Origin of the sequence: Actinoplanes awajinensis subsp. mycoplanecinus, assembly GCF_001509495.1 — a bacterium.
Classification (GTDB): Bacteria; Actinomycetota; Actinomycetes; order Mycobacteriales; family Micromonosporaceae; genus Actinoplanes; species Actinoplanes palleronii.
Genome location: NZ_LLZH01000353.1, coordinates 1 through 26,996 on the forward strand (window position 1 = coordinate 1; position 26,996 = coordinate 26,996).

Annotated in this window: 23 protein-coding genes; 16 read left to right on the forward strand and 7 right to left on the reverse strand. The window is 70.4% G+C overall.

The features are described 5' to 3' along the window. The coding region (locus ADL15_RS54870) for a glycoside hydrolase family 26 protein (protein ID WP_067708765.1) at positions 1-1,546 on the forward strand (1,546 nt) is incomplete at its 5' end. Positions 1,547-1,570: 24 nt separating this feature from the next. Here ADL15_RS54870 and ADL15_RS50690 read toward each other — a convergent pair. Continuing rightward, the gene (locus ADL15_RS50690; protein WP_067708767.1) at positions 1,571-3,259 is read right to left on the reverse strand and encodes a BTAD domain-containing putative transcriptional regulator; all 1,689 of its coding nucleotides are present in this window, start codon (positions 3,257-3,259) and stop codon (positions 1,571-1,573) included. 193 nt (positions 3,260-3,452) lie between these two features. After that, positions 3,453-3,812: a hypothetical protein gene (locus ADL15_RS50695; RefSeq protein WP_157442124.1), complete on the reverse strand. Its 360-nt coding sequence runs from the start codon at positions 3,810-3,812 to the stop codon at positions 3,453-3,455. 329 nt (positions 3,813-4,141) lie between these two features. Between ADL15_RS50695 and ADL15_RS50700 the strand changes: the two genes are divergently transcribed. From ADL15_RS50700 to ADL15_RS50760, 13 genes are all read left to right on the forward strand, one after another. Further along, positions 4,142-5,281 (forward strand): alpha/beta hydrolase, encoded by a 1,140-nt coding sequence (locus tag ADL15_RS50700; RefSeq protein ID WP_067708771.1) that lies wholly within the window; start codon positions 4,142-4,144, stop codon positions 5,279-5,281. Positions 5,282-5,614: 333 nt separating this feature from the next. After that, the gene (locus ADL15_RS50705) at positions 5,615-6,019 is read left to right on the forward strand and encodes a YbaB/EbfC family nucleoid-associated protein (protein ID WP_198171374.1); all 405 of its coding nucleotides are present in this window, start codon (positions 5,615-5,617) and stop codon (positions 6,017-6,019) included. A gap of 6 nt (positions 6,020-6,025) precedes the next feature. Next, a complete protein-coding gene (locus ADL15_RS50710) occupies positions 6,026-6,346 on the forward strand; it encodes a hypothetical protein (protein WP_067708777.1) in 321 nt (106 codons plus the stop codon). A 7-nt stretch (positions 6,347-6,353) separates the two neighbouring features. Further along, a complete protein-coding gene (locus ADL15_RS50715; RefSeq protein ID WP_067708778.1) occupies positions 6,354-7,055 on the forward strand; it encodes a WXG100 family type VII secretion target in 702 nt (233 codons plus the stop codon). A 9-nt stretch (positions 7,056-7,064) separates the two neighbouring features. After that, the gene (locus ADL15_RS50720) at positions 7,065-7,757 is read left to right on the forward strand and encodes a hypothetical protein (RefSeq protein WP_067708780.1); all 693 of its coding nucleotides are present in this window, start codon (positions 7,065-7,067) and stop codon (positions 7,755-7,757) included. Positions 7,758-7,780: 23 nt separating this feature from the next. Further along, a complete protein-coding gene (locus tag ADL15_RS50725) occupies positions 7,781-8,710 on the forward strand; it encodes a tetratricopeptide repeat protein (RefSeq protein WP_083972696.1) in 930 nt (309 codons plus the stop codon). Positions 8,711-8,716: 6 nt separating this feature from the next. After that, positions 8,717-8,971, forward strand: a complete 255-nt coding sequence (locus ADL15_RS50730) for a hypothetical protein (RefSeq protein ID WP_157442125.1) — start codon at positions 8,717-8,719, stop codon at positions 8,969-8,971. Between the two features lie 105 nt (positions 8,972-9,076). After that, positions 9,077-10,447: a ricin-type beta-trefoil lectin domain protein gene (locus ADL15_RS50735; RefSeq protein ID WP_067708789.1), complete on the forward strand. Its 1,371-nt coding sequence runs from the start codon at positions 9,077-9,079 to the stop codon at positions 10,445-10,447. 41 nt (positions 10,448-10,488) lie between these two features. Beyond that, complete coding sequence (locus ADL15_RS52470; protein ID WP_083972697.1) at positions 10,489-11,376, forward strand: RICIN domain-containing protein; 888 nt, start codon at positions 10,489-10,491, stop codon at positions 11,374-11,376. Between the two features lie 198 nt (positions 11,377-11,574). Further along, positions 11,575-12,831, forward strand: coding sequence for a glycosyltransferase (locus tag ADL15_RS50745; protein ID WP_083972698.1), 1,257 nt, complete (start codon positions 11,575-11,577; stop codon positions 12,829-12,831). Between the two features lie 44 nt (positions 12,832-12,875). Next, a complete protein-coding gene (locus ADL15_RS50750; RefSeq protein WP_198171375.1) occupies positions 12,876-14,969 on the forward strand; it encodes an ArnT family glycosyltransferase in 2,094 nt (697 codons plus the stop codon). Next, the gene (locus ADL15_RS50755; RefSeq protein ID WP_067708792.1) at positions 14,966-15,679 is read left to right on the forward strand and encodes a response regulator transcription factor; all 714 of its coding nucleotides are present in this window, start codon (positions 14,966-14,968) and stop codon (positions 15,677-15,679) included. Before ADL15_RS50750 ends, ADL15_RS50755 begins: the two co-directional genes overlap by 4 nt. Beyond that, positions 15,676-17,139: a sensor histidine kinase gene (locus ADL15_RS50760; RefSeq protein WP_067708795.1), complete on the forward strand. Its 1,464-nt coding sequence runs from the start codon at positions 15,676-15,678 to the stop codon at positions 17,137-17,139. Before ADL15_RS50755 ends, ADL15_RS50760 begins: the two co-directional genes overlap by 4 nt. A 115-nt stretch (positions 17,140-17,254) precedes the next feature. Here ADL15_RS50760 and ADL15_RS50765 read toward each other — a convergent pair whose 3' ends face one another. The 4 genes from ADL15_RS50765 to ADL15_RS50780 form a co-directional block, all read right to left on the reverse strand. Beyond that, on the reverse strand, positions 17,255-18,262 hold the full coding sequence (locus ADL15_RS50765) for a LacI family DNA-binding transcriptional regulator (protein ID WP_067708798.1): 1,008 nt from the start codon (positions 18,260-18,262) through the stop codon (positions 17,255-17,257). A 74-nt stretch (positions 18,263-18,336) separates the two neighbouring features. Continuing rightward, positions 18,337-19,356 (reverse strand): LacI family DNA-binding transcriptional regulator, encoded by a 1,020-nt coding sequence (locus ADL15_RS50770; protein WP_067708800.1) that lies wholly within the window; start codon positions 19,354-19,356, stop codon positions 18,337-18,339. Positions 19,357-19,429: 73 nt separating this feature from the next. Then, positions 19,430-20,872, reverse strand: a complete 1,443-nt coding sequence (locus tag ADL15_RS56300; protein WP_232345139.1) for a glycosyl hydrolase — start codon at positions 20,870-20,872, stop codon at positions 19,430-19,432. Positions 20,873-21,267: 395 nt separating this feature from the next. Beyond that, complete coding sequence (locus ADL15_RS50780; RefSeq protein ID WP_067708802.1) at positions 21,268-21,714, reverse strand: MarR family winged helix-turn-helix transcriptional regulator; 447 nt, start codon at positions 21,712-21,714, stop codon at positions 21,268-21,270. A 114-nt stretch (positions 21,715-21,828) separates the two neighbouring features. Between ADL15_RS50780 and ADL15_RS50785 the strand changes: the two genes are divergently transcribed. After that, positions 21,829-22,905, forward strand: coding sequence for an alkene reductase (locus ADL15_RS50785; RefSeq protein ID WP_067708810.1), 1,077 nt, complete (start codon positions 21,829-21,831; stop codon positions 22,903-22,905). A gap of 215 nt (positions 22,906-23,120) precedes the next feature. Then, positions 23,121-23,894 (forward strand): glycosyltransferase family 2 protein, encoded by a 774-nt coding sequence (locus tag ADL15_RS50790; protein WP_067708812.1) that lies wholly within the window; start codon positions 23,121-23,123, stop codon positions 23,892-23,894. 69 nt (positions 23,895-23,963) lie between these two features. Here ADL15_RS50790 and ADL15_RS50795 read toward each other — a convergent pair whose 3' ends face one another. After that, positions 23,964-26,945 carry a TIGR03767 family metallophosphoesterase gene (locus ADL15_RS50795; protein ID WP_067708814.1) on the reverse strand — a complete coding sequence of 994 codons (2,982 nt, stop codon included), beginning with the start codon at positions 26,943-26,945 and terminating at the stop codon, positions 23,964-23,966. Positions 26,946-26,996 lie beyond the last annotated feature (51 nt).

Genomic DNA, 26,996 nt, shown 5'->3' on the forward strand with positions numbered 1-26,996 from the left:
GACCACGGTCCCGGTGTACACGTCGCCGGAGCTGGCCCCGGGTAACCACACGCTGGTCCTGACCATGACCAACCGGCACAACGCCGCCTCCACCGGCGGCATGTCGATCACCCTCGACCGCGCCGAGGTCAACAGCTCCACGACCGCGCCGCCGGCCAGCGCACACGCTTCGGGCCTGCCCTGGTCCGACGGCGGTTTCTTCATGCACGACGCCGACCAGGTCGCCGAGTTCGCCGCCTGGCGGGGCCGCCCGGTTGACAACATCGTGGCCTTCGCCAGCCGCGAGACCTGGCCGCAAATGCTCAACAACTGGTGGGCGTCCACGGTGCCGAGCAGCTTCGACGCGACCCGCGACGACTACATCCTGTCCGTGCCGTTGTGGACCGACGACACCAGCGCGGGCGCTGACGCCGACTGGACCACGTTGGCCCACGAGATCGCCGCGGTCGACCCCAACGGCTACGTCCGGCTGGGCTGGGAGATGAACTGCTGCTTCTCGCTCGCCACCAACGCGACCACCTGGCGTAACCAGTTCTCGCGTGCGGCCACCCTGATCAAGGCGGCCGAACCCCAGCTCAAGATCGTGTTCAACCCCAACGAGGGCACGAGCAACAACGGTACGATCGCTGACCCGTCCACCCTGTTCGTCGCGGGCAAGGTGGACGTGGTGGCCATCGACGCCTACGACTGGTACCCGGCCTACAACACGGACGCCAACGCCAACGAACACTTCACCAAGAAGTACGGCTGGAACTACTGGTACGACTTCGCCCGCTCGAAGGGCCTGCCGTTCGCCCTGGCCGAGTTCAGCGTCTACACCGGCTCAGGTGACTCGGGCGGCGACAACCCGGCGTACTTCACGTACGTCTACGACTGGCTGGCCGCCAAGAACACCGCTACGCCGGGCTCGATCGCCTTCGTGTCGATCTTCAACGACTCACAGGCGTACTGCCAGTGCAACGTCTACCCGGCCACGCCCAACCCCAACGCGGCTGCGCGGTACAAGTCGATCATCAACTCGCTGACCGAGGTGGGCGCTGACCTCGACGATGTCGGCCCCGAAGACGGCGAGTTCGAGTTCGAGGTTCCCGCCGAAGAGCCTGACTTCAGTGCCATGTCCTGCCCGGAGACGCGCAACCCGGCAAAGTACAAAATCACCTGGAAGTCCAAGCACATCCCGGCCAAGAACGACCCGGTGAGCGACTGGCTCTCCCCGGGTGACTCGATCTCCTACACCACGGAGAAGTCGAACACCTTCGGATTCGATGTGACCGTCGGTGCCGAGGCCGAAGTCGGCATCGTGCTGACCAAGGCCAAGACCAAGATTGACATCACGGTCTCCGGGTCGTGGACATCCGGCGTGGGCATCACGCGCTCCAGTACGAACAACACCAAGAAGGGCTACCGCGCGGTCCTGGGCAACCAGGGTTACCGGGTGAAGTACACCAAGACGAAGATTGTCGCCCCCTGCAACGTCAAGACGACCAAGGGCACCATCATCTTCCCCAAAAAGGGTGACCTCACCTTCGGTCGATACTCCAAGTAGTCGCTTCTGCCGTCACGCAGCCGGTCAGCTCGCGTACCGGGCCCAGTCCACATGCGCTGTCACCTGGCTCGGCGTCTGGTGGTTCGGGGCCGGAATGGCGCCCTCGGGTCCCGGTTCCATTTGCACGTACAGGAACATCGGAACCGTCGGAATGGTCACCGGCTCGGAGAACGTCCGGGTGTCGAGGATGACCAGGCCATTCAGCGAGATGGTGACGAAATCAGCCCGCCACTCGATCGAGTAGGTGTTCCAGGTGGTGAAGTCCCCGGTCATCGCAGCGCCGTCGACGGGACCGACCCCGACGCCGCGCACCACCGGGTACATGACCCTCCGCTCGCCGTCGTCGAGGCGCGCCAGCGTCAAGAAGCCCCAGCCCGCGGTCTCCTCAGGGACATCCGGATACAACCCCATGACCGGGGCGTACCCGGGGCCGACGTCGAACTTGGCCCGGATCTCCCACACGCCGTAGGTACGTACTACTCCACGTTCCAGGCACCAGCAGACGGCGCCCGCGACGTTGCCCCTGCCGCTCGGGTTCCGGCCCATGCCACTGATCTGCAATTCGCCACCGTTGACGCGCACCATGCCCGGCGACCAGGACGAACCGTTCTCCCGCTGCGTCTGATTGGCGGCCCACTGCTGCGGCGCCAACGCCGTACCGGAGAAATCCTCTGTGGCGGTGAAGGAAGGAGCGGCGGTGACGGAAGTGTCGGCGGTGCGATCCGACGGCCGAAACATGGTGGCGGCGCCGAGCGTGACGGCCAGCGTGGTACCCAACGCGACGGTGACCATGACGCGGCGCCGGCCCCAACGGTGACCCTTGCCGGGAACGGACCCGACGGCCATCGGGATCACGGACCGCGATCCGCCGCTGCTGGGCGAGCCGGCACCGGCGCCAGCAAGCTCCGGCTCTGTCACCGGCCACGCACCCGACACCTCGTACTGCGTCGCCGGTGCGGCGGCGACCGGCTGCCGGTCGCCGCGCAGGACCGTCTCGTAGAGCGCCATCAGTTGCGGGCTCGGATCGGTGCCGTAGCCGTCGGCGAGTCGTTGTTGGTGTAGCCGGCACCTCTCCAGTGCCTCCGTCGGGCGGCCGGCGACGACCAGCGCTCGCACCAATGCCACGACCAGCGACTCCACGAGGGGGTTCGTGTCGACCAGTGCGGTGAGCGGCGCCAGCACCGCGGTTGCGTTGCCGACGGCCACTTCTGCCTCGGCCCACTCCGCTCTGGCTGTCAGCAGTTCCCCGGTCAGATGCTCGCGGGTGCTCGTCGCCCACGCCCCGTTCACCCCGGTCAACGGGTTGCCACGGTGCAGCACCACACTCTGCCGCAGTAAGGCAACACGAGTCTGCGGGGTGCACGACAGCGCCCTGGCCTGAACGACCAGGTCACGAAAGCGGAACAGGTCGACCTGATCGCTTCTGGTCGTCAACCGGTAGCCACCCGAATGGTTGACCACCGTCACCGCCGGGTCGCTGAAGGACTGTTCGAGCATGCGCCGGATCCGAGTGATGTAGGTGCCCAGCGTCTTCGCAGCCTGCCTCGGCGGGTCTTCGCCCCACACCCGGTCGATCAGGGTCGCCACCGGCACCACCCGCCCCGCGTCGACGGCCAACGCCGCCAGCACCGCCAGGCATCGGGGTTCGCCCGTGAGAACGGACTCGTCGTGTGTGCGGACCTCGACCGGTCCGAGCAGCCGCAGTTCACCCACCGCGCCACCTCCCCCGTCGACCGACCACCGCCCGGCCCGGATGCTCCGGCAGACTCTATATCAACTCCACATAGGTCAATTTGGGGCACCAGAGCCGCCGTCGCAAACGTCTCGGAACCGCCGCCGTTGATCATGGTGGCGCCGAGGGCAGGTCGGCCGGACGCGTCGATCCCGACGCTGAGCGCGGTGATCGTCACCGTCGGTCAGGCAGGGGTGGCGGCTCGCCGTGTCGCTCGATGTAGGCGGCCCACTGGCGGACCAACGCTCTGGCTTCGGCGCGCGGCAGGGGAGCGGTGCGCCGCCGCTGGCTCTCGACGTCGAGCGGGGCGAGCACGTAGGCGACCACCGGCCAGCGGTTGGTCACGATTCGCCAGGGGAGCACCACGATCGTGGCGAGCAGGGCGGCGATCCAGGACAGTGTCTCGACGGTCTCATTCTCGCGCATGCCGAACGGGTCGTACTCGTGCAGGGCAGCCCGGCGGGTCGGACGCCAGGCGAGGCGCTGCCGGCCGACCCGCCACTGCATCCACTCGCCGCCCCGCGGCCGTGTCATCACCAGCACACCTCATGCTCCTCCCCGGGCGCAAGCTCCGCCTTGTTCTGACGGTCTCACTCCCGAAGGAGGCCGAAGTCGGCGCGGCGGCCGGGCGTAGCGATCCCGGAAACCCCCTGTGGCTTCTGCGCGCCACGCGCCGCCTGGTTCGCTTCTTCCACCCCCAGGGGTACGGCGTGAAGATTCCGCCACGACTCCCGGCGATACCGGCGCTCAACGCGCTCCGCGCCGGCCGTCCGCATGTGGACACGCGGTGCCGGTCGTCTTCTGGGCCGCGAGCTCGGAGCGGGATCGATAGGCTCGAACGGCTGCCCATCAAGGAGCGATAGATGCCGTTCGGGTTCGTGTTTCCGGTTGTCCTGCTCACGGTGGCCACCCTGGCCGTCCTGGTCCCGCCGCGCCGGTTCCGGGTGCTCGGCGGGATTGGCCTCTGGGCTGGACGGGTCCTCAACGAGTTGCCCCAGCTGGCGTTCTACCTGCTGTTGCTGACCACCGTGCTGACCGTCGCGGGTGGGGACGTCACCTCGCCGGCCGGCTGGGTCCTGGTCGTGGTGGCGGTGTTCTGCCTGGCCGGCCTCGCGGTGATCTTCGCTCGCGGCCTGCAGGCCCGTCCGGTCGTCCGGGACTTCCTGCGGGCGGCCGGTCTGGCGGCCCCGGACCGGCGCTGGCCCTGGGCACGGATCATGCTCACCCCGTTCCTGCGCCGGCGCGGCGACGTCGAGCACATCCGGAACCTCGGCTACGGACCCGGCGGCCGCCGCCAGCAGCTCGACCTCTATCGCCATCGGTCCGGTCCGGCCGGCGCGCCGATGCTCGTCCACTTCCACGGTGGCCACTACGCGACAGGTCACAAGGACAGCCAGTCCCTGCCACTGCTCTACCAGCTGGCCGCGCGCGGCTGGGTGTGCATCAGCGCGAACTACCGCCTCAAGCCGGAGTTCGGGTTCCACGACCATCTCAGCGACGCCAAACGGGTGATCGCCTGGGCGCGCGAGCACGGCCCGGAGTACGGCGGCGACCCGGCCACCGTGGTGGTCGCCGGCAGTTCGGCGGGCGCGCACCTGACCGCGCTGTGCGCGCTCACCCCCGGTGATCCGCGGTTCCAGCCGGGCTTCGAGCAGGCCGACACCAGCGTGTCTGCCGCCGTCTGTCTGGGCGGCTATCTCGGTGCGCTGGACCAGGATCTGGACGTGCCGACCTCTCCGGATGACTACCTGCGCCCGGACGCGCCACCGTTTCTGATCGTGCACGGCGGCAACGACCTGGCGATCCCGGCCGACACCGCTCGGGGTTTCGCCGAACGTCTGGGCACGGCCTCCGCGAACCCGGTCCACTTCCTCGAACTGCCCTACGGCCAGCACACTTTCGACCTGTTCCATTCGCCGCGCTTCGAAGCGGTGATCGACGCCGTTGCCGCCTTCGGCGCCGCGGTCTCTCCCAAGGAACGTCCCACCGGGAAGAAGGCTTGATCTCTGAAGTTGAGCGCCATGGCGCGCCGTATGGGTGCGTGGTTGACGTCCTCACCATGCATTGGGGCTGGCGGGAAAACTGACGCCTGGCCAGTCCGGGGGCGTCTCGGCAGCTCCGGGCGTACAGAAGGGGCTGTTTGCGTTGTTGCCGCCGGAAGGCGCGTTCTGATCTGGAGCTCAGCATTCTCGCGGCCTTGACCGGGCGGTTCGGCGGGGTCGGTAGAGGGGGGTCGGACAAGGGGCGGCGCCCGGTGCGGGCCGCTGTTAGGCTCCGCCGCAACGTTGTCCCAGAGATATGCACAGGGGGTCTATATGTCAGGGTGGCCCGGCATATTGGACCCGGACGGCGCCAGGGAGCATCTGGCGGCGTGGAAGGGGAACATCGATCGGCTGGCTGTGGACACCCGGCGAATGAGCGATCGTCTCCAGGAACTGCGGGTGACAGCCACCGACACCAACCGGATGGTCGAGGTCACCGTGGACTCCTCCGGCAGCCTGGTCAACCTGTCGCTGGGAGAGCGCACCCAGCGGGTCGCGCCCGAGGTCGTCGCCCGCACAATCATGGCGACGATCAGGGAGGCCAAGGGACAGCTCGCTGAGAAGTCGAAGGAGATCATCGCAGACACGCTCGGCACCGAGTCGGTGGCCGCGCGGGAAATCGCCGATCGGGTCGAGCAGCAGCTGACTCCGCCCGACCTGGCGGCCGGCGACCCCGACACTTCGCCACACCGGTGGTGATCGGTCGTGGCTGACGGGATAGCGGCCGAGATCGAGCAGATCCGGGCCCACGCGGCCAACATCGAGGCGCTGCGTGGCCGGTTCGTCGCGGTCAAGGGGGCCAGCGCGCAGATCGCCGGCGACAGCGCCGCTTACGGGCTGCTGTGTGGGTGGATCGCCGGGATTTTGGAGGGTCGGCACACCCGGCAGGACGAGTTGATCGCGTTCGTGGAGGAGAACCTGTCGTTGGTCGCCGAGGGGCTGCACAAGACTGCGGACAACTACGAGGCGACCGAGTCCGAGAACAACGACTCGATGATCTCGATCCGCGGTCGGCTCGACGGGTGAGCTCGCAATGACTGACATCTCGCTCGTCGCCGGCGTCGAGTCGTCCCGACAGGCGTGGACCGGGGCGTCGCTGGCCGACGGTTTCCAGGGACTGGTGGACTCGATCCGCGGCGGAAGCTGGATCGACGGCGTGCTGGCCGGGGCCGGGCTCGGTATCGACGTCGCGGCGAGCGTGATGGACCCGTTCAGCGCCTTGTTGTCCAACGGCCTCGGCTGGGCGCTGGAGTACTTCGAGCCGCTGCGCCACATGCTCGACGAACTCACCGGCATGCCGGACCTGGTCGCCTCGCACGCGGCGACCTGGATGAACATGGCGTCCGCACTCCAGGGCATGGCGAACGACCTGCAAGCACGACTGGGCGCGGATGTGCCCGGCTGGGAGGGCCAGGCCGCCGACGCGTATCAGGCGTTGATGGTCAACAACGTGGATGCGATCAGCGGGCTGGCCGGCACTTCCGCGGCGATGTCGGCGGCCACCGAGGCGGCCGGGAATCTGGTGTCGTTCGTGCGGGACCTGGTCCGAGACCTGATCTCCGACCTGGTCGCCCGGGTGATCGTGTGGGCGGTGGAGGCGATCTTCGTGGTCACCCTGCCGGTGATCGCCGCGCAGATCGCCGCGGCGGTCGTCAAGTGGGCCGGGCGGATCCTGAGCTACACCACTGCCCTGATCACCAGCCTGACCAACTTGACGAAGCTGCTCAACGGTTAACCGCAGACGATGGCGAAACCCAAGACCCACCCACACGCCGGCGGTACGTCTCACCCGTCCGGCGGGGGAACGCCGGAGACCGAGAACGGCGGTAGCGCCTCCCGGCCCCGGCACAGCACCACGGTGTCCGCGCCGGAGCACGTGGCCGCGGGCCAGGACACCATCGAGGGCAGTGCGAACGGCGGCCGGCCGAACATCGGTGGCACCCCGGCCCTGAGCGGGAGCACCGGCGGGACGGATTCGTCCACCGGACGTCCCAAGATCGACGATTCCGAGCTGGCGCACGACGCGATCCACGGTGACGTGTCGACCGATCCCGGTGAGGCGGTGTTCTGGTCGGGCCGGACGCAGACCGGCTCCGACCCGGACACCTTCGAGTACGCCGGGCCGGACACGGCGATGCAGATGGCCCGGGATCGCGACATGACCACCCTTGAGGGCCTCATCGAGGAGCGCAAGCTTCAGATGCCGGACTGGGACAAGGACAATCCGGCGATCGTTGAATCGTGGACCCGGATCTCCGAGCGTTACGCTGCCGGGGTCAGCGGTGAGGTGCACGTGATCCTCGGTGAGCAGGTTCGTCCCGGCGCCGTCTGGGAGACCGAGTTCAAGACCCTCATGAAGAATCCGAACATTTCGAGCATCACCGCGATCGATCTCATGACCGGCAGGGAAAGATCCCTGTACAGCCGCGGGCCTTAGGCACCTAGCAGAAGTGGTTCTCGATGACTGAGATGCACGACCAGCAGGCGATGGTGGGTCTCGCCCTGGAGCACGCGCAGCGGGGCGAGCGCGCTGAGGCCTACGACCTGCTGCGGCGTGCCGCCGAGGCCGGCTCGGCGGAGGCGATGTTCGTCACCGGCGTGCTGCTCTCCGACGCGGGCCAGCGCGATGAGGCCCGGCAGTGGTTCACCGCCGCGGCTCAGCACGGCGAGAACCGGGCGATGTTCAACCTGGGTGTGCTGGAGGCCGAGGCCGGAAACGCCGAGGCGTCGGAGAGCTGGTACCGCCGCGCCGCCGAGGCGGGGAACGCGGACGCCGCGTTCAACCTCGGCAATGACGCGCTGCGCGACGGCGACCGGGTGGAGGCGCGGCGTCTCCTGCAGCAGGCGGCCGAGGCCGGCCAGCAGGGCGCGGTCACCAACCTGGCGAATCTGCTGGTTGAGGAGGGTGAGCTGGACGCCGCCGCGCTCTGGCTGGACCGCGCGGCGGAGGCCGGCGATGTGACGGCGATGTTCAACCTCGCCCTGGTGGCCGGTCGTCGAGGTGACAGCGGCAAGGCCAGCGACTGGCTGTGGAAGGCAGCCGGCGCCGGGTACGTGCCGGCCATGACCCGCCTGGCCCGGGTGGACCTGGCCGCCGGCCGGGCGACGCAGGCCGAATACTGGTTCCAGAAAGCCGCCGAGGCGGGCGATCCCGGTGCGGCCTTCGACCTGGGCATCTCGCAGGCGGAACGGGGCGACTACGCGGCGGCGGAGACGTCGATGCGGATGGCCGCCGAGCACGGCGACACCCGGGCGATGAACAACCTGGGTGTGCTGTCCGAAGGGCGCAAGGACCCTGCTGGGGCGCAGGAGTGGTATCGCAAGGCCGCTGCGCTCGGCGACCAGGATGCGACCAGGAACCTCGCCCGGCTCACCCGCGGAAAGGTCTGATCGCGAGTGACGGAGCAGAACGACGAGCATGCTCCTGCGACGATCACGCGGGTTGGCGCGTCCCGGGGCTGGGTGCGGCTGTCGATCGACGGCCGGGACGCCACCGTGCCTGGCGAGGTCATTCCGCTCGGTGTGGGGCGGGCCGACTTCGTGACCTACCTGAACAGCACCCGGTGGACCGATGACGGCAGCCGGTTGCCGGCCGACCTGCTCGCACAGGTCAGGGTGTTCCTGCTGGGGCGCGACTACCTGGTCGAGTGACCGTCGCCGCTCCTCCGACATTGACATCTGTCTGTGGTGAGCCTAGCTTCGTCGTAACTTACTCGGTTCGAGGTGTTGGGTGTTCCGGCCAGGCGAGGAGAGTTGATGAAGGTTCGTTCCCGAGCGGGGACCGTTGCCGTGCTTGTGGCGGCCGCCGTTGCGCTGACGGCAGGAGTGAGCCTGCCTGCCTCGGCCGCAGTCGCTGGTCCGATCGCTGGTCTAGCCGGCAAGTGCCTCGACGTGGCCGCGGGCGGCACCGCCAACGGCACCAAAGTGCAGCTGTACGACTGCAACGGCACCGCCGCCCAGCAGTGGAACGTCGCCGACGACGGGACGATCCGTGCCCTCGGAAAGTGCCTCGACGTCAGTGGCGGTATCAACGCCAACGGCACCAAGGTGCAGCTGTGGGACTGCCTCGGCAACGGCCACCAGCAGTGGCGGTACGACACCACGACGAAGGGGCTGATGAACCCGGAGACCGGGCGCTGCCTGGACGCGGCCGGGCAGTCCAGCGCCAACGGCACGCAGATCCAGGTCTGGGCCTGCAACTCCCAGACCAACCAGGACTGGGTGCTGCCGGGCGGCGGCACCCCCGGCGGCTGCACGCGGTCGGTCGGCGCCGGCGAACACCAGATCCCGGTGACGCTGGCGGGCCGGCAATACCAGGTCACCGTCTATGTTCCCGCCGGCACCTCGCCGGCCACGAGGCTGCCGATGGTCCTCGACCTGCACGGCACGCAGATGACCGGCAGTCAGCAACTGCAGTACAGCGTGATCAAGCCGGCCGCCGACGCCGGCAAGTTCCTGGTCGTGGCGCCTACCGGCGACATCCCCGCGGCCAGCGGTTTCGCCTGGAACGTTCCCGGTGTCGGCACCGTACCGGCCGGGGCGCGCGACGACGTCGCCTTCCTCGACCAGGTCATCACCACCGCCACCGCGGTGCTGTGCGCCGACCCGAGCCGGGTCTACGGCACCGGCTACTCCGGCGGCGGCCGGATGATGTCGGCGTTCGCCTGCCAGCGTGCCGACCGCGTCGCCGCCATCGCCCCGGTCGCCGGGCTGCGTGCCGGCCGGCCCGACCCGCAGGACACCTCGCGCCCCGACCCGCAGTCGTGCGCGCCGGTGCGGCCGATGCCGGTGATCGCCTTCCACGGCGAGCAGGACGCCACCAATCCGTACCAGGGCGGCGGCACGGAGTTGTGGCGTTACTCGGTTCCGGTCGCGCAGCGGCGCTGGGCTCAGATCAACGGCTGCACCACCGGACCGACGGTCACCGCGGTCAGCGCGCACGTCGGGAAGACCGTCTACAGCACCTGCACCGCGGGGGCGGACGTCGTGCTCTATGCGGTATCGAACGGCGGCCACACCTGGCCGGACACGTCCGTCGACAACGGCAACGGCACGGTCACCCACGAGATCAGCGCCGACACCCTCATGTGGGAGTTCTTCCAACGGTTCCGCCTGCCCACGGCCTGACCGCATTCGAGAGCAAGGACAGCGAGGTTCGGGCAGGCACGATGGAGCCGGTCAAGTCACCACGCATCGCCCCCTACCTGCCGCCCGAGCGCACCACCGTGGCCAGGCCGGCGTCCCCGGCGACGCCGTTCGCCTGGCCGCGGATCTCCGATTACTGGCCCGACGACGCTGATCGCCGTCGCCCGCCGGACGGCGACGAGCGGGTGTCCGATGCCGCCGGCCGGCCGCGTTCGTTCCGGACCCGGCCGGCCGGCGACACGGTGCGTAGCCCGCTGGTCCTGACCGTCGTCGCCGTGACGATGCTCCTCGCGGCCGGGTTCGCCCTGGTCCGGCTGGTGCAGCCGAATACCGGCAGTTCAGCCCCGTGGACCGGCGCCGCCGCGCTGCCCCGGGAGTCACCCGGACCGGCGGCCATGACCACGATCGTCGCGAGCGCTACGCCCAGTGCCGGCCCGTCCGTGACCGCGATCAGCACCCACCCGTCCAGGAGGGACACACGTCCGACCGTGGTCACCACCGCCCCGCCGGGTCCCCGGACCGGGCCCATCGTCGGTGTGGGTGGCAACTGCGTCGATGTCCCGGGTGGCGTCACCGCCAACGGCACACCCGTACAAATGTGGGGTTGTCATGAATCGCCCCAGCAGCAATGGACCATCGGTGCCGACGGCACGATCCGGGCGCTCGGCAAGTGCCTCGACGTGACCGATCAGCGCACGGCGAACGGTACGCCGATCCAGCTGTGGGACTGCAACGGCTCCGGCGGCCAAGCGTGGGTGATCGAGTCCGGCTCGCACCTGCGCAACCCTCAGTCAGGCCGGTACCTCGACGTGCCCGGCGGCAGACGCGCCAACGGAACCGGTCTGCAGATCTATGAAGGCAACACCAACGTGTGGCAGGTCTGGCACCTCCCCACGATCACTGAAGAGTGATGCCGACGAGTGGTATGTGTCACTCTCGCCGCTGAATCGGAACGGCGGCAACCCGCTCCAAGCTGGGCAAACGCACTTCTAAGATCATCGCGATACGTCCGTTTTACGAAGCTTTCAGGTTGCTCTAGGCGAATTTGGTGCCGGGTTGGCCAGGGTCTGCGGTGTCGTCCCGTCCGCCGACCCGAAAGAGGCCGCCACATGTCCGTAGACCCGTCCCCCATCGCCGCGCGCGGGGTGTTGTTCGCCGAGCGCGGCGTGGACGAGGCGCAGGCGCCGACGGTGGAGATCGTCGTTCCGGTGTTCAACGAGGAGCGGGCGCTGCCCGGCTGCATCGCGACGCTGCATGCCCGGCTCCGTGACGAGCTGCCGTTCCCCTGGCGGATCACGATCGCCGACAACGCGAGCACCGACCGGACCCTCGCCGTCGCGCGCGAGCTCGCGGCCCAGCTGCCGAACGTCGCCGTGGTGCACCTGGACCGCAAGGGGCGCGGGCGGGCGCTGCGCGAGGTGTGGGGGACCAGCGACGCCGCCATCGTCGCGTACATGGACGTGGACCTGTCGACCGGGCTGGACGGGCTGCTGCCACTGCTCGCCCCGCTCGCCAGCGGGCACTCCGACCTGGCCATCGGCAGCCGGCTCGCACCCGGGGCCCGTACCGTCCGGGGGCCGCGCCGGGAACTGATCTCGCGCTGCTACAACGCTCTGATCCGGCTCACCCACGGCGCCCGGTTCAGCGACGCGCAGTGCGGTTTCAAAGCCGGGCGCACCGAGGCCCTGCGGCCGCTGCTGACCACGACGCAGGACGACGCCTGGTTCTTCGACACCGAACTGCTGTTGCTGGCCGAATTCAACGGGCTGCGCATTCACGAGGTACCGGTGGACTGGGTGGAGGACGTCGACACCCGGGTCGACGTGCTGCGCACCGCGCGCGAGGACCTGCGCGGGCTGTGGCGCATGCGGCAGCTCAAGCGATCCGGCGCGGCGCGCGTCGCGATCCCGGCCCGTCCCGAGCCCGCCGCCCAGCATCCAGAGGCCGTGCTGGCGCCGGCCGCCGGCCGGGATCGGTTGCGCTGGGAGCTGGGTTGCTTCGCCGCGATCGGGGCGGTCTCGACCGCCGGGCAGGCACTGCTCTACTGGCTGTTGCGGCTGTGGTGGCCACCGGCCGCGGCGACGTTCGTCTCGCTCGTGGTGCTGACCGTCCTGAACACCGAGGCGAGCCGGCGGCTGACCTTCCGTGCCGCCGCGACCCCGCCGGGGCGTGCGCATCTCGGCGCCGGACTGCTCTTCCTGGTCGGCTACCTGGTCACCTCCGGGGCGGTGCTGGCCTTCCGGGCGTGGGAGCCGGGTGCCTCGATCGGCGCCGAGACCGTGGTGCTGATCGTCGCCTCGCTGGCGGTGACAGTGGTGCGGTTCGTCGTGCTGCGCTCGTTCGTATTCCGGCGGGCCGCCGCGTGAGCGTTCTCGAGGAAAGCGGCGATCAGGCTCCGGCGAGCCGCGGGGTGAACCCTGCCCTGCTCCGCAGGCACGCGCCGATCGGCGGCATCCTGCTGGTCGCGGCCATCCTGCACGGCTGGGCGCTCGGTTCGCTCGGCTGGGCCAACAGCTACTACTCGGCCGCGGTCAAATCCATGGGTACGACCTGGACGAACTTCCTGTTCGGAGCATTCGACCCGGCCGGGGTCGTCACCGTGGACAAGCCCCCGGCCGCGTTGTGGCCGCAGGTGCTCAGCACGAAGCTGTTCGGCCTGCACGGGTGGGCCCTGGTACTGCCCCAGGCGATCGAGGGTGTCCTCACCGTCTGGCTGCTCTACCTGGTGGTGCGCCGCTGGGCGGGCCCGGGCGCCGGCCTGATCGCGGCGGCTGTGCTCACCCTGACCCCGATCACGGTGGCCATCGACCGGGACAACAACCCGGACACCCTGCTCCTCCTGGTGCTGGTCGCCGCCGCGTACGCCCTGACCCGCGCCCTGCCGGACGGCTCACTGCGATGGCTGTGCCTGTGCGGGTTCCTGGTCGGGGTGGGCTTCCTGACCAAGATGCTCGCCGCCTGGATGGTGGTGCCCGCGTTCGCGCTGGCCTGGCTGTTCGGCGCGACCGGGAGCTGGTGGGCGCGGATCCGGCGGCTGCTGGTCGCCGGCGCGGTGCTGGTGGCCTCGTCACTGTGGTGGGTCGCGCTGGTGGCGGTGTGGCCGGGGGACCGGCCGTACATCGGCGGCAGCACCGACGGCGGCGCCTGGGACCTGGTCGTCGGATACAACGGCCTGGGCCGGGTGTTCGGCGAGTCCGGCAGCGGCGGGATGGGTGGCATGCCCGGCGGGATCTCGTTCGGGGGAGCGGCCGGCTGGGGCCGGCTGTTCAACGAGCAGGTGGCCGCGCAGATCAGCTGGCTGCTGCCGGCCTGCGCCGTTGCCCTGCTGGTGGCGGTGGTCGTCGGGGTGCTGCACCGCCGGGGAGTGGTCTCGGCGGGAGCACCGCTCGCGGTCTCCGGCTGGCTGCTCTGGGGTGGGTGGCTGCTGGTCTGCGGCGCGGTGTTCAGCACCCAGCAGGGGATCTTCCACCCGTACTACACCACTCAGCTGGCGCCGGCGGCCGGCGCGCTGTGCGGTGGTCTGGCGGTGACGCTGTGGCGGGCGCACCGGGCGGGCGCCCGCTGGGTCCTGCCGGTCGTCGCGGTCACCGTTGCCGGCTCGGTGAGCTGGGCGGTCGTGGTGCTGTCCCGGTCCCCGTCCTGGTACAGCTGGCTGCGCTGGACGGTCGCGGCGCTGGCCGTGCTCGCCGTGCTCCTGCTGGCGGCGGCGGTGTTGCACCGGCGGATGCTGCCGGCCGCGGTGACTGCCGCGCTGGCCGCGATCCTGCTGGCCCCGGGGTTCGCGGCGGCGTCGGTGACCTGGTCGTCGAGTGCGATGGGCGGTACCAATCCGACCGCCGGTCCGGCGTCGGTGCCCTTCGGGCGTGGGGGATCCGGTGGTCCCGGCGGGATGGCCGGGCGTCCGGATGGTTCACCGGACTTCGGTACGCCACCCAGCGGCGCCGGTGACGCGGACACCCCGGCCGGCCTCCCGGATCAGCCCGGTGCCGCCGGCCTCCCGGACATGCCGGGCGGCGCCGGGCCCGCGGACCTGCCGGGCGGCGTCGGTTTCCCGGGCGGCGGAGGCCGGATGCCCGGGGGATTCGGCGGCAGCCAGGGCCTGACCGCCCCACAGCGGGCGATCCTCGACTTCGCGGTCGACGGATCCGGCGACGCGCGGATCAAGCTCGCGATCGAGGGCGGCGCGATGGCCGCCTCCGCGTACATCCTCGACAGCGACGCCACGGTCATCGGGATGGGCGGTTTCAGCGGGATGGACGATGCTCCCTCGCTCACCCAGCTGCAGAAGTGGGTCGGCGCCGGTGAGCTGCGCTACGTGTTGGGCACTGCCATGGGACGTGGCATGGGCGGCCGGGAGATGCCCGGGACGGACGCCGGGCCGGCCCAGCAGCGCTCCGCGTGGCTGACCGCCACCTGCGCCGTGGTCCCGGCCGGCGACTACGGCGGCGAGCAGGACGGTTCCATCCTGTACGACTGCGCGTCGCGCCCCACCGGACAGTCATGAACCGCGGCGACGTCACCCGGATTCTGGTCGTCGAGGACGACCCCGGCATCCGCCTGCTGCTCGGGGCGACCCTGCGCCTGGCCGGGTACGTCGCCGACAGCGTTCCCGGTGGCCTGGACGCCTTGCGCAGCGTCCGCCACCGGGAGCCGCACCTGCTGCTGGTGGACGTGCTGCTGCCGGACGTGGACGGCGTGGCGGTGGTCCGTACCCTGCGCGACGAGGGCCGGACCGTGCCCGCGCTGTTCCTCACCGGCCTCGGCGAGCCGGAGGACCGGGTCACCGCGTTCCGGGCCGGTGGCGACGACTACGTCACCAAGCCGTTCAACGTCGACGAACTCCTGCTGCGGATCCGGGCCCTGCTGCGCCGGTCGTATCCCGGTCGCGGGGAGGTGACCGCCGGCGGACAGCTGCGGTTCGCGGATCTCATCCTCGACGAGCAGGGCCACCGGGTGCAGCGTGCCGGGCAGGACGTCTGGTTGACCTCCACCGAGTTCCGGCTGCTGACGTTCCTGATGCGCCATCCGGGCCAGGTGATCAGCAAGTACCAGATCATGGAGTCGGTGTGGGGGCCGGACTTCGACGGCGCCGTGAAGATCGTGGAGGTGTACATCCGCTACCTGCGCCAGAAGATCGACTGCTTCGATCCACCGCTGATCCACACGGTGCGCGGGTTCGGCTACTGCCTGCGCGGCCCGGCAGCATCGCCGTGACGCTCGGACCGCGGTCGCTGCGCGGGCGGCTGATCTGGGGTATCGCCGTACTGGCCGCCGCCGTGATGCTCGGAACCCAGGCCGCCGGGTTGATCGTTCTGCATTCCTGGCTCCTGAACCGGGTCGACGAGCAGCTGACCGGTTTTCCGGTGCCGACCCGCAAGATGCCCGGGCCGCCGGTCGACGCGGGGATCACTCTGCCGTCGGATTTCCGGGTGGTGGTCTACGCCGGCGGCCGGCCAGGCGCGCCCATCGGCGACCGATCGCTGCCCGGCCCCGCGCTGCCGGCGGCCGGTTCGGACCTGCCGCCGGCCGGCCGGGCGCCGTACACGGTGCCCGCCGCGACCGGGACCGGGAACTGGCGGGTCAGCGTCCGGGCCGGCCCCGAGGGCGACGTCTTCGTGGTCGCCCTGCCGTTGAACGCGGTCGAGGGCGCCACCGGCAAGCTGCTCGGGATCGACGCGGTGCTGCTGGCCGCCGGGCTGACCGCGGTGGTGGTGCTCGGGCGGCTCGTGGTCCGGGTCGGGTTGCGGCCGTTGACCCGGATGCAGCGCACGGCGAGCGACATCACCGCCCACGACCTGAGCCGCCGGCTCCCGGACACCGATCCGCGCTCCGAGGCCGGCCGGCTCGGCGTGGTGCTCAACACGATGCTCGACCGGCTGGAGACCGCCCTGCAGCGCACCCGGGCGTCCGAGGAACGGCTACGCCGCTTCGTCGCGGATGCCGGCCACGAACTGCGGACACCGTTGACCACCATCCTGGGATTCGCCCAGCTCGCCCTGCGCTCCCCGGACCGGGATCCGCACGAGCGCGCCGAGGCGGACCGGCTCATCGCCCGTGACGCGCAGCGGATGAGCCGGCTCATCGGCGGCCTGCTGCTGCTCGCCCGGCTGGATCGTGAGCCCGCCTACCGGTTCACCGAGGTGGACCTGCTGGAACTGGCCACCGACGCGATCGCCTCCACCGCACCGCACGGCCGGGGCCATCAGGTGCGCCTGGTGGCCACCGAGCCGGTGCACGCCCACGGCGACGCCGACCGCCTGCAGCAGGTCGTGGTGAACCTGCTGACCAACGCGCTGCGCCATACCGGGCTGGGCACCGCGGTGCGGGTCTGCGTGCGCGCCGCCGTGGCCGGCACCCAGGACGGCGGTGCCGAGGCACCGGGCCGGGTCAGCTGCCAGCCGCCGCTGGCACCGGGCACTCCGATCGCCGTGGTGGAGGTCGCCGACCACGGCCCCGGGCTCACCCCCGAGGCGGCGGCGCGGGTCTTCGAACGCTTCTACCGGGTCGACCCGTCCCGTTCCCGGGACCTCGGCGGTTCCGGCCTCGGGCTGGCCATCGCCGCCACCATCACCGGCGGTCACGGCGGCCGCCTGGAGGTGGACACCGGCTGGCCGGGCGGCGCGCTGTTCCGGCTCGTCCTGCCGATCGGGCGAGATCACCGTAGGTCGGTGTGACGGCGAGTGGATCGCGTCGTACCCCTGCGGGTCTGTCGTACCAATGGGGTCTCCGGCGGGGAGAGGGCTCGCCGGAACGGCGAGATCATGATGAGGGTCGAAGCCGGAGAGGATGTCAACTCGTCGACCCCCGCAGGACCAGCGTCGCGTCCGGGAGTTGCCGGCTCGACGCTTCGCCGCCGGCGATGTGCGACAGCAGGGTCGCGGTGCAGGTGCGTCCGTAGCCGACGATGTCGCGCCGCAGGACGGTCACCGCCGGCCGGACGGTGCGGCAGAGGACGGAGTCCTCCCCGGCGATGATCGAGAGTTGCCCGGGGACGTCCAGGCCCATCTCCCGGGCCACGCTCAGGGCGGCCACGGCCATCAGGTCGTTGTCGAAGACGACGGCGGTCGGGCGCTCCCGGGCGCTGAGCAGCCGGCGGGTGGCGCGCGCGCCCGCGGAGCCGGTGTAGTCGGCGGCCACGGTGGTCCAGGTCAGCCCGGCGGCCTCGGCGGCCACGGCGATCGCCGTGGTGCGGCGCTGGGTGTGCAGCAACGACTCCGGGCCGCTGACCCGGGCGAAGCGGCGGTGCCCGCGGTCGCGCAGGTGGTCGACGAGCTGCGTGGCGGCGGGGGCCTCGTCGGACCACACGTAGCTGAAGGCCGGATAGTCGGCTTCCGGCGGTGCCATCACCACCACCGGCAGGTCCAGGGTGGACAGCACCGGCAGCCGGGGGTCGTCGACCCGGTGGTCGAAGAGCAGGACGCCGTCGACCCGGCGCTCCGCGTCCCAGCCCTGGTAGATGGCCACTTCCTGGTCGGGGGTGTCCGCGAACTGCAGGGCCAGGCCGTAGCCCTCGGCGGCCAGGGTGGCCTGGATGCCACTGATCAGCTCCCGCCGGAAGACCTCGGCGCTCAGCTCCGGGGTGGGCCGGCGCATCACCAGGCCGATGGCGTGGGCGGCCGCGCCGTGGATGGCCCGGGCGGAGATGCTGGCGGTGAAACCGAGATCCAGGGCGATCTGCTTGATCCGGGCCCGCAGCTCGTCCGACACGCCGGGGCGGTCGTTGAGCGCGTACGAGACGGCCACGCGGGACACACCGGCGCGCTGGGCGATATCGGTCATCGTGGCCGGCCGGACCATGCCTCTCCCCGGATCTGCACCCTGTTTCCGCCGGCGTGCGCCGTCAGCGCCTCATCGTAACCACCGGCAGGCGGTCAACCGGCCGGTGGCGGCGCGGTGCTGCCGCGCGGGACGAGGTGCGCGGGCTCGGCCGGGCCGGTGGTGATCGGCTGGCCGGCCAGCAGGCCCAGCAGCCGGCGGGCGGCCTGGGCGCCGTAGGCACCGATGTCGTGGGCGAGCGCGGTCAGCGTGGGGTGCACGAGCGCGCAGATCGGCGAGTCGTCCCAGGCGATCACGGACAGATCCATCGGTACGGCGAGGCCCAGCTCCTGCGCCACGGCCAGCCCGGCGACCGCCATGATGTCGTTGTCGTAGATCAGGGCGGTGGGCCGTCGCGCGGTGGAGAGCAGCTCGCGGGTGGCGTCGGCGCCGCTCTCGGCGGTGTAGTCGGTCCACCGCAGCACGGTCTCGGTGAGCCCGCGCTCGGCGCAGATCCGCTCGAACGCCGCGGTGCGGACCGCGGTGTGCGCGAGCTCGCGCAGCCCGGCGATCCGGGCGATCCGCCGGTGGCCGAGGGCGGCGAGGTATTCCACGGCCTCGGTCATCGGCCGGGCGTCGTCGGACCAGACGCTGGGTGGTGACCCGCCCGGGACGGGTGGCCCGATCACGACCGCAGGCAGGGCGAGCCCGGTGACCAGGGCCGGTCGCCCGTCGTCGACGCGGGTGTCGCAGATGAGCACGCCGTCGACCCGGCGGTCGCCGGCCCACTGCTGGTAGAGGGCGGTTTCCGCGCGCTCGTCGGCGACCATCTGCAGCAGCAGCGTGAACCCGTGGGCGGACAGCTCGGCCTCCAGGCCACCGACCAGCTCCATGAAGAACGGCTCGACCGCGAGGGTCTGCGCCGGTCGCCGCAGGGCGAGCCCGACAACCCGGGACGGCCCGCCGGCCAGGGCACGCGCGGAGCTGTTCGCCCGGAAGCCCGCCTCCTCGGCGATGGCGAGGATCCGTTGCCGGGTCGGTTCCGCGACGCCGGGGCGGCCGTTCACCGCGTACGAAACCTGGCTCTTCGACACGCCGGCCAGGCGGGCGATGTCCGCGATCGTGGCTCTCTTCACGCTCGGTGGGGTCGCTTTCGCTCGTCCTGGATCGCGGGTCGCGGCGACCCAGGACGAGCGTATCGGAGCGTGGTCAGGCCGGGAGGTGCCAGACCTGCCAGGCGTTGGTGTTGGTGTCCCAGATCTGCAGGCGGGTGCCGTTGGCGGTGCTGCCGCCGGGGACGTCGAGGTCGCGGCCGGACTGCGGGTTGCGCAGGTGGCCGCTGCTCTGCGCGACCCACTGCTGGGCGCCGGAGCCGTTGCAGTCCCAGAGCTGGATCAGGCTGCCGTTGGCGGTGCCCTGCCCGGTGACGTCGAGGCACTTGCCCAGCGACCGGAGCGTGCCGTCGGTGCCGACCGTCCACTGTTGCGCGGTGGAGCCGTTGCAGTCGTAGAGCTGGACGGCGGTGCCGTTGGCGGTGCCGGCGGCGGCGACGTCGACGCACTTGCCGCCGAGGCCGGTGATCGCACCGGTTCTGGTGCCGGTGGGCGGCGTCGTCGGCTGGTTGCCGGTGGGGATGTGGACCTCGCCCTGGTTGAGCGTGCGGGCGTCGTAGTAGCCGGCCTGGATCGAGGCGGTGGAGTTGTAGTCCGGCATCGTCAGCCAGTCCATCCAGACGCTCCAGAAGACCCACTTGGGCTGGCTGTTCATCTGGCTGGGCTGGGGCACACTGCCGACCTCGGCCAGCGCCATCGGCTTGGTGCCGCCGGCGATGGCGGACAGCGCGTTGTACCAGTCGGTGGACGGGAACTTGCCCACCCAGACGTCCAGCGCGACGACGTCGACGTACGCGTCACCCGGGTAGTAGCTCCGGACGCTCGACGCGCCGCCCGCGACGTCCTTCGGCGCCCACACGTAGATGAGGTTGTTCAGGTTCTTGGACTCCAGGTAGTCGTGGGTGACCTGGAACAGCTTGGCGCTGCCGGCGGCGGCGTTCGCGTTGCCGCCCCACCAGGCCCAGCCCTCGTTCAGCTCGTGCAGCGGCCGGAACATCACCGGGATACCGGCGTCCTTGAGCTGCTGGAAGTACGGGACGAACTGGTCCAGTTTCGCCTTGTAGGCGTTGTTCAGCGAGGTGCCGCTCGTGACGACCTGCGTCCATTCCGCGGCGGACAGCTTGCTGCCCTTCACCGGATTCGCGCCGCCCTCGAAGTCGCACGTCGCCACGTCGGGCCGGCACGCGTGCATGGTGATCGAGCTGAGCGTGCCGTTGGCCCACTCGGTCTTGACCTGGTTGATCATCGTCTGGCGGCTGCTGATGTCGTTCTGGCTGAACCCGAAGTCACCGCCGAACAGGCCGGGGTACTGGCCGGTGATGTCGTGCACCTTGGCGACCCACTGGGCCGGGTTGCCGGTGGAACCACCCTGCTGGCCGGAGAGGGTGTTCTTGCCGGTGAGGCTCTTGAGGTAGGTGATCACGTCGGCCCGGGTGACGCCGGTCGGCGCGGGCGGCGTCGCGGCGGAGGCGGTGCCCTGGCCGACGATGATCCCGGCGCCCAGGACCGCGGTCGCGCCGGCGGCTATCAGGGCGAACACTCTTCGGTGCTTCGACATCGTGGAAATGCCTTTCGAACGGGGATGGTGGGGGAGGGCGCGTAAGCGAGGCCTCGGATTCGACGGTTGAGTGCGTCTCGATGGGGCGCCCGGATGGATCGTCACGGGATGGTGATCGATCGCTGACTCGCCAGAGTCTGTGCAGCTCAGCAGTGATGTAATAGGCGAGAAGGGCGTGCGCTGCCATTGGCGTCGATCGCTGTTGTGCTTAACTCGCTTGTAACTTACTCGGTTCTGACCCGGCGCTGTCAAGCCTTACGGTAAATAAGGTTGTCGATGGCGGGGCTGGTCCTGGACCTCAGCCCGCTACGAACACCTCGAAGGCGCCGGCGGGAAGCTGAACAGCCTTGTCACCGTGACATTCCGACCGAGTCGGTTCAGGCCTTCGCGACGTTCTCTTCGAGGCGGTGCAGCTGTGCGAGCGTGGTGGCCTGCTCGGCCGGGGTCAGGCCGGCGACGGTGAGGTGTTCCAGCTCGGCCCAGATCTGCTCGATGCGGGCGCGGACGCTGTTGCCGGCCGCGGTCGGCTCGACCAGCGTGGCCCGGCCGTCGGCGGGATCGGGCACCCGGCGCACGTAGCCGGCCCGTTCGAGGCGCTGGATCTTGCGGGTGGTGCCGGCCGAGTCGCCGAAGCCGAGCTCGTCGGCGATCCCCGTCAGCCGCATCGGCCCGCGGTCCCACAGCAGGAACAGGATCATCTCCTGGCCCGGGTTCAGCCCGACCTCGCGGAGCAACCGGCCGGCCAGCAGGGAATGGCTCCGGGCCAGCCGGAAGATCGTGTGGCTGATCGGTCCGGCGGCCGCCGCCCGCGGTGCCTCGCTCATGCCGCCACTTTACCTGCCCTGGACAAGTGATGCCGCTCACGAGTGCTGGCAGGTACCTGTCGCGGCGAGCGAGTATCTACCTGTCTACGACAGGTAAATTGACGGAGGCTAGTCATGAGCACTGCATTCGAGCCGATCCGTGTCGGTCGCTTCACCGCCCGCAACCGGGTGGTCATGGCCCCGATGACCCGCAGTCGGGCGTACGGGGACGGCGCCAGCCCCACCGCGCTGATGGCGACCTACTACGGCCAGCGGGCCGGTGCCGGCCTCATCGTCACCGAGGGCATTCAGCCGTCCGCCGTCGGCCAGGGCTACGTGACCACGCCCGGCCTGCACAGCGCCGAGCAGGTAGCCGCCTGGCGGCAGGTCACCGCGGCCGTCCACGAGCGCGGCGGCCTGATCTTCGCCCAGCTCATGCACACCGGCCGGATCGGCCACCCCGACCTTTACGCGACGGACGGCACCCTCGTGCCGGTCGGCGCGTCGGCGGTCCGGGCGGCCGGCCAGGCGTACACGCCACAGGGGCCGCGCGACTTCGTGACCCCCGAGCCCTTGGACGCGGCGGGCATCGCCCGGACGATCGCCGATTACACCGCGGCCGCGAGCAACGCGATCGCGGCCGGGTTCGACGGCGTCGAGCTGCACGGGGCCAACGGCTACCTGTTGCACCAGTTCCTGTCGACGAACGCCAACCAGCGCGACGACGAGTGGGGCGCGACGGTCTCCGGGCGCATCCGGCTCACCGTCGAGGTCGCCCGCTCGGTGGCCACGGCGATCGGGGCCGACCGCCTCGGCCTGCGGATCTCCCCGTCCAACCCGTTCAACGACATCGTCGAGGACGACCACCGGGCGACCTACCGGGCGCTGGTCGACGAGCTCAACCCGCTCGGCCTGGCCTACCTGCACATCGGCGAAGGGCCGGACGCCGAGTTCACCGCCGAGCTGCGTGCGCGGTGGACTGGCACACTGATCCTCAACCCGTACACCCCGGAGGCCTTCACCGGGCCGGAGGCGCTCAAGCTGATCGAGACCGGGGCGACCGATCTCGTCTCCTACGGCGCCCTCTTCCTGGCCAACCCCGACCTCGTCGAGCGCCTGCGAGCCGGCGGCCCGTTCAACACCCCGGACTACACCAAGGCGTACGGCGGGGACCACGAGGGCTACACGGACTACCCGGCGTTGGCCGAATAGCTGTCGGCGGCAGCGAAATCGCCTCGCGTACGGTTCTCCGGCTCCGAGGTCCCGGTCCAGGTCAGCACCGTCGAGCCGGACACCGGGAAACCAGACGGTGGTCTGCGGAAGGATGTCCGGTTCGCGGCTGAACATTTCCGGGCCGGCGGGTTTCTTGCACCGGGTTTGACGGCGGCCAGAGGTTGCCTTGAGGTGACCCGCCGATCTGGTGGGGCATGAACGCCACCGCACTCGCCACCGCCCCCGCCGCCCGCCAGACCGGTGTCGAGCTGACCGTGGTCGTGCCGTTCTACAACCCCGGACCGGCGCTGCGCCCCACCGTCGAACGCCTGGTCACCTGCCTGCGTCAGGCCGGCGTCGCGTTCGAGGTCATCGCGGTCTCCGACGGCTCCACCGACGGTTCCGCGGCCACCCTCACCGGCCTGGCCGAGGTCACCGTCATCGACAACCCGATCAACCAGGGCAAGGGCGCGGCCCTGCACCAGGGCTTCGCCGCCGCCACCGGCGCCTGGATCGGGTTCATCGACGCCGACGGCGACATCGACCCCCAGCACCTGGTCGACTACCTGCTCATCGCCCGCGCCGGCGGCCACGCGGTCGTCTACGCCGACAAGCGCCACACCCACTCGGTCAGCGCCGCCACCCGCCTGCGCAAGCTCATCTCGATCAGCTACTCGACCCTGGTCACCACCATGTTCGGCCTCGGCGTCCGCGACACCCAGACCGGCTGCAAGATCATCCGCCGGGACGTGCTCACCGAGGTCCTGCCCCGGCTGCGCGAGCGCCGCTTCGCCTTCGACCTCGAGTTGTTCGTCGCCGCGAAGGAAGCCGGCATCACCGACCTGCACGCCGCCCCGGTCCGTCTCGAAGCCCGGACTGCCGGCTCGACCGTCAGCACCGCCAGCATCACCCGCACCATCCGCGACACCTTCACCATCTACGGCCGCCGCCGCGACAACCACTACGCCACCTACGCCCTCGCCTCCTGACGGCCAGGACATCGGCCCGTCTTCGAAGCCCACCGAGCCGATTCCGGCTCCACGGCGGTGGACATGCGGTCACAATCCCGTGAGGGTGCGGGCGGGGCGCAGGTGGAAGTTCAGCAATCCCCAGTCCCCACCCCAGTCGCTGCTGCTGGGGACGCTCTGCTTGCAGCGGTAGAGCATCCCGCTGTCATCGACCGCGTGCAGTTCCATCCGCCCGTGCGCCCCGTTCTTCTCCGCGGCGACGTGCCGGATCCGCAGGGTCCGCCCCTGGAACCTCGTCGGCAGCAGCTTCCACGGTGCCCAGCTCCCGCTGTGCGGTGTGGTCTCGAAACGCTGGTGGAGCCGCCCGTCGCCGTCGACGCCGAAGAGGGCGAGCCGCCCGTCCATGTTCAGGGCCAGCTCGACGGCCTCGAACAGACCGTCCAACGGGAGCACCGGGCCCCATTCCTCCTCGGTCCGGGCGTTCGGGTGGTTCATCTTGCGCTGGACGAGCTGGCCGTCCTCGGTGATCCCGACCAGGACGGCACACCCGTCGCTGCCGGTCCGGACCGCCATCCGGGTCACCGCGCCACCGAGCGGAGTCCAGGGATTGCCCCAGCTGCCTCCGTCGGGCGCGTCCTGCCAGCGGTGCTGGATGAGCCCGGTGCTGAGGTTGGCGTACAAATGCAGGTTTCCGGATTGGTCGGTGGCCGCGGCCGCCGTGGCGACGACGCCGTCCAGCGGTTGGGGCGAGGTGTAGGTGCTGCTGTTGGGCGCGGTCTGCGAGCGGCGGGTGACGGCGCCCGAGCTGTCGACGGCGAAGAGCTCGATGCGCCCGTCCCGGTTGCCGGCCGTGGTGACCGACTGCCATCCGGAGCCCTGGCCGATCTTCGTCCAGGCCACCAGGTCCCCGCTGACGGTGCGCTGATGGGTGTTCCAGAGGTTGCCCGCGGCGTCGACCCCGAAAAGCTCCAGCCGTCCGTCCAGGTTGCGGGCGGCCGCGATCGGGGAGCCGACCGGAATGGGTGCGTTGAGCGGGAAGGGCGCCGGTAGCAGGAGCTGGGTGTTGCGGTCCTCGAGCCGTCCCATCCGGCGGGTGATGGCGCGGTTGTCGCCCTCGGCGCCGACCTCGTGCGGGTCGTTGGTGGCCAGTTCCCGTCCCAGGGCGGCGAGCTGGATCGGATCGTTGAGGTCCGCGCCGTGTGCCAGCGGCGCGTCCAGGTCGACCATGGTGGTGAAGATCGAGATCGTGGCCGGTCCGGCCGCGCCGCCGAACTCGCCCGCCTGCTGGGCCTCCGGGCTCGCGGCGATCTCGATGATGCGGCTCTGGATCGGCCAGTCGATGTGCGACGCGGTGCCGATCTCCCAGAACCCGCCGTTGAGCGCCTGCCCCAGCCGGGGATAGGGCTTGATGTCGTTGCGGTGGGTGTGCCCGGTCACCAGCGCGATCACGTTCGGGTAGGCGAGCAGGAGCCGGCGCAGCGCGTCGCCGGTCCACTGGACCGTGCCGACCAGGTCCGGTCGTCCCCTCGGCGGCTGGTCCGCGTTGTCCATCGTGTCCAGGGTGTGATGGCAGAAAATCACAAAGAGCTTATTTTGTACGCCGGGCTGGCTCACGATCGTCGAGCTCGCGCCGTCGGTGAGGCCCCGACCGGGAATGATCAGGTCGTCACCGGGGCGGGTACCGCCCTTCGGCATGGTGATCGACGGCGGCGGGACGGTGGGAACGAGATAGGTCGAGCTGTTGGCCCGCAGCTGGGTCTCGAGCCAGTCCATCTGCGCCTCGGTGATCGACCCGCTCGCGCCGCCGTTGACGTTCACGGTGTTCAGCGTGATGAACTGGACCAGGTCGGAGTCGGCCGACGGGATGCTGTAGTGGGCCTCACCCCGCCCGGCGGTGAACCCGTGCCCGGCCGGTGTGCCGGTGGTGGTGAAGTGCTCCTGGACGAACGCGCGCTGGCCGAGCAACCGGCGGTCGTCGTCCGGGGTGACATTCACCCTGATCAGGTTCCGGGCGATGGCCAGCTTGTCGGTGAACCCGAAGTCGTCGTAGAGGGCCGGCAGCGTGGCCGCGGTGTCGACGATCTTCTCCCCGCCGACCGCGACGTCCCGGGGGTCGCCGGTCCAGATCTGCTGAAGGTTCTCCGTCGAGAAGAAGTCGGGGTCCAGCGGCACGTTGCCCTGGACCTCTCCGTCGTGGTTGCCGTATGCGGCATACCAGGGCATGCCCAGGCCGATCGACGTGTACGGCGCACGCGCCGCCGCGAGCACGCCGGGGATGCCGGGAAAACCGAGCTGTTTGTACTTGTCCGGCACGGTGGTGGCGGGAGCCCAGAACTCCGGGTCGTGGAAGCCGCTCGGATTCCCGCCGGCGAGGTTGGAGCCGACACTCTCGTCCACGCCGATGGCACCGGAGTCGGGGCGGATCATCTGCCCGCCGTCGAGCAGGTCGATGTACCAGCGGGTCTCGTTGTACTGGCAGTTGTCCGTCATGTCCCCGGTGACGATGGTGAAGCCGAGCGGAGTCCTGGTCCGCGGCCCGCTGGTCATTCCCCGGATGGCCTTGACCATGGCGTGCGTGAGATGCGTCGACAGGAATTCGTGCGGCCGGTACGCCGAGTCGAACGGGTAGGTGCCGAAGTGCGGTGCGCCGGAGTTCGCGTAGCGGTCCAGGAACTCGACCCGCGCGGGCGACTGGTCGTCCACGATGTGCAGGTCGGTGAACTGGACGAACGCCGTGATCGGCAACGTCACGTGGCCCGGGGTGCGCCGCATCGGGGTCTGGAGCAGGTGCGGTTCTCCGTCGCCTTCGATCAGCGACTGATAGCCGGCGGTCTTGTCGTAGCTCATCCGCTGAACCGTCCTGTCCCAGGACGTGATCGGTGGCGGGACGGGTGCCGCCACCGGAAGTGCCGCGGCATCGGCGGCGGTGGCCACGAGACCGTCCAGCAGACCCGAGGACAGGACGATCCCGGGACCGATGGCGGCCGCGCCGCGGAGCACCTGACGCCGGCTGAGACCACGGCCGTCCGGCTGCGGGCCGGTCTCCGCGGAGTCTTCCTGGTGTTGGCCCATGCCATGAATCCCTTCACTGCGCAGATCATCGACATCTGCCGTCCGACGGGG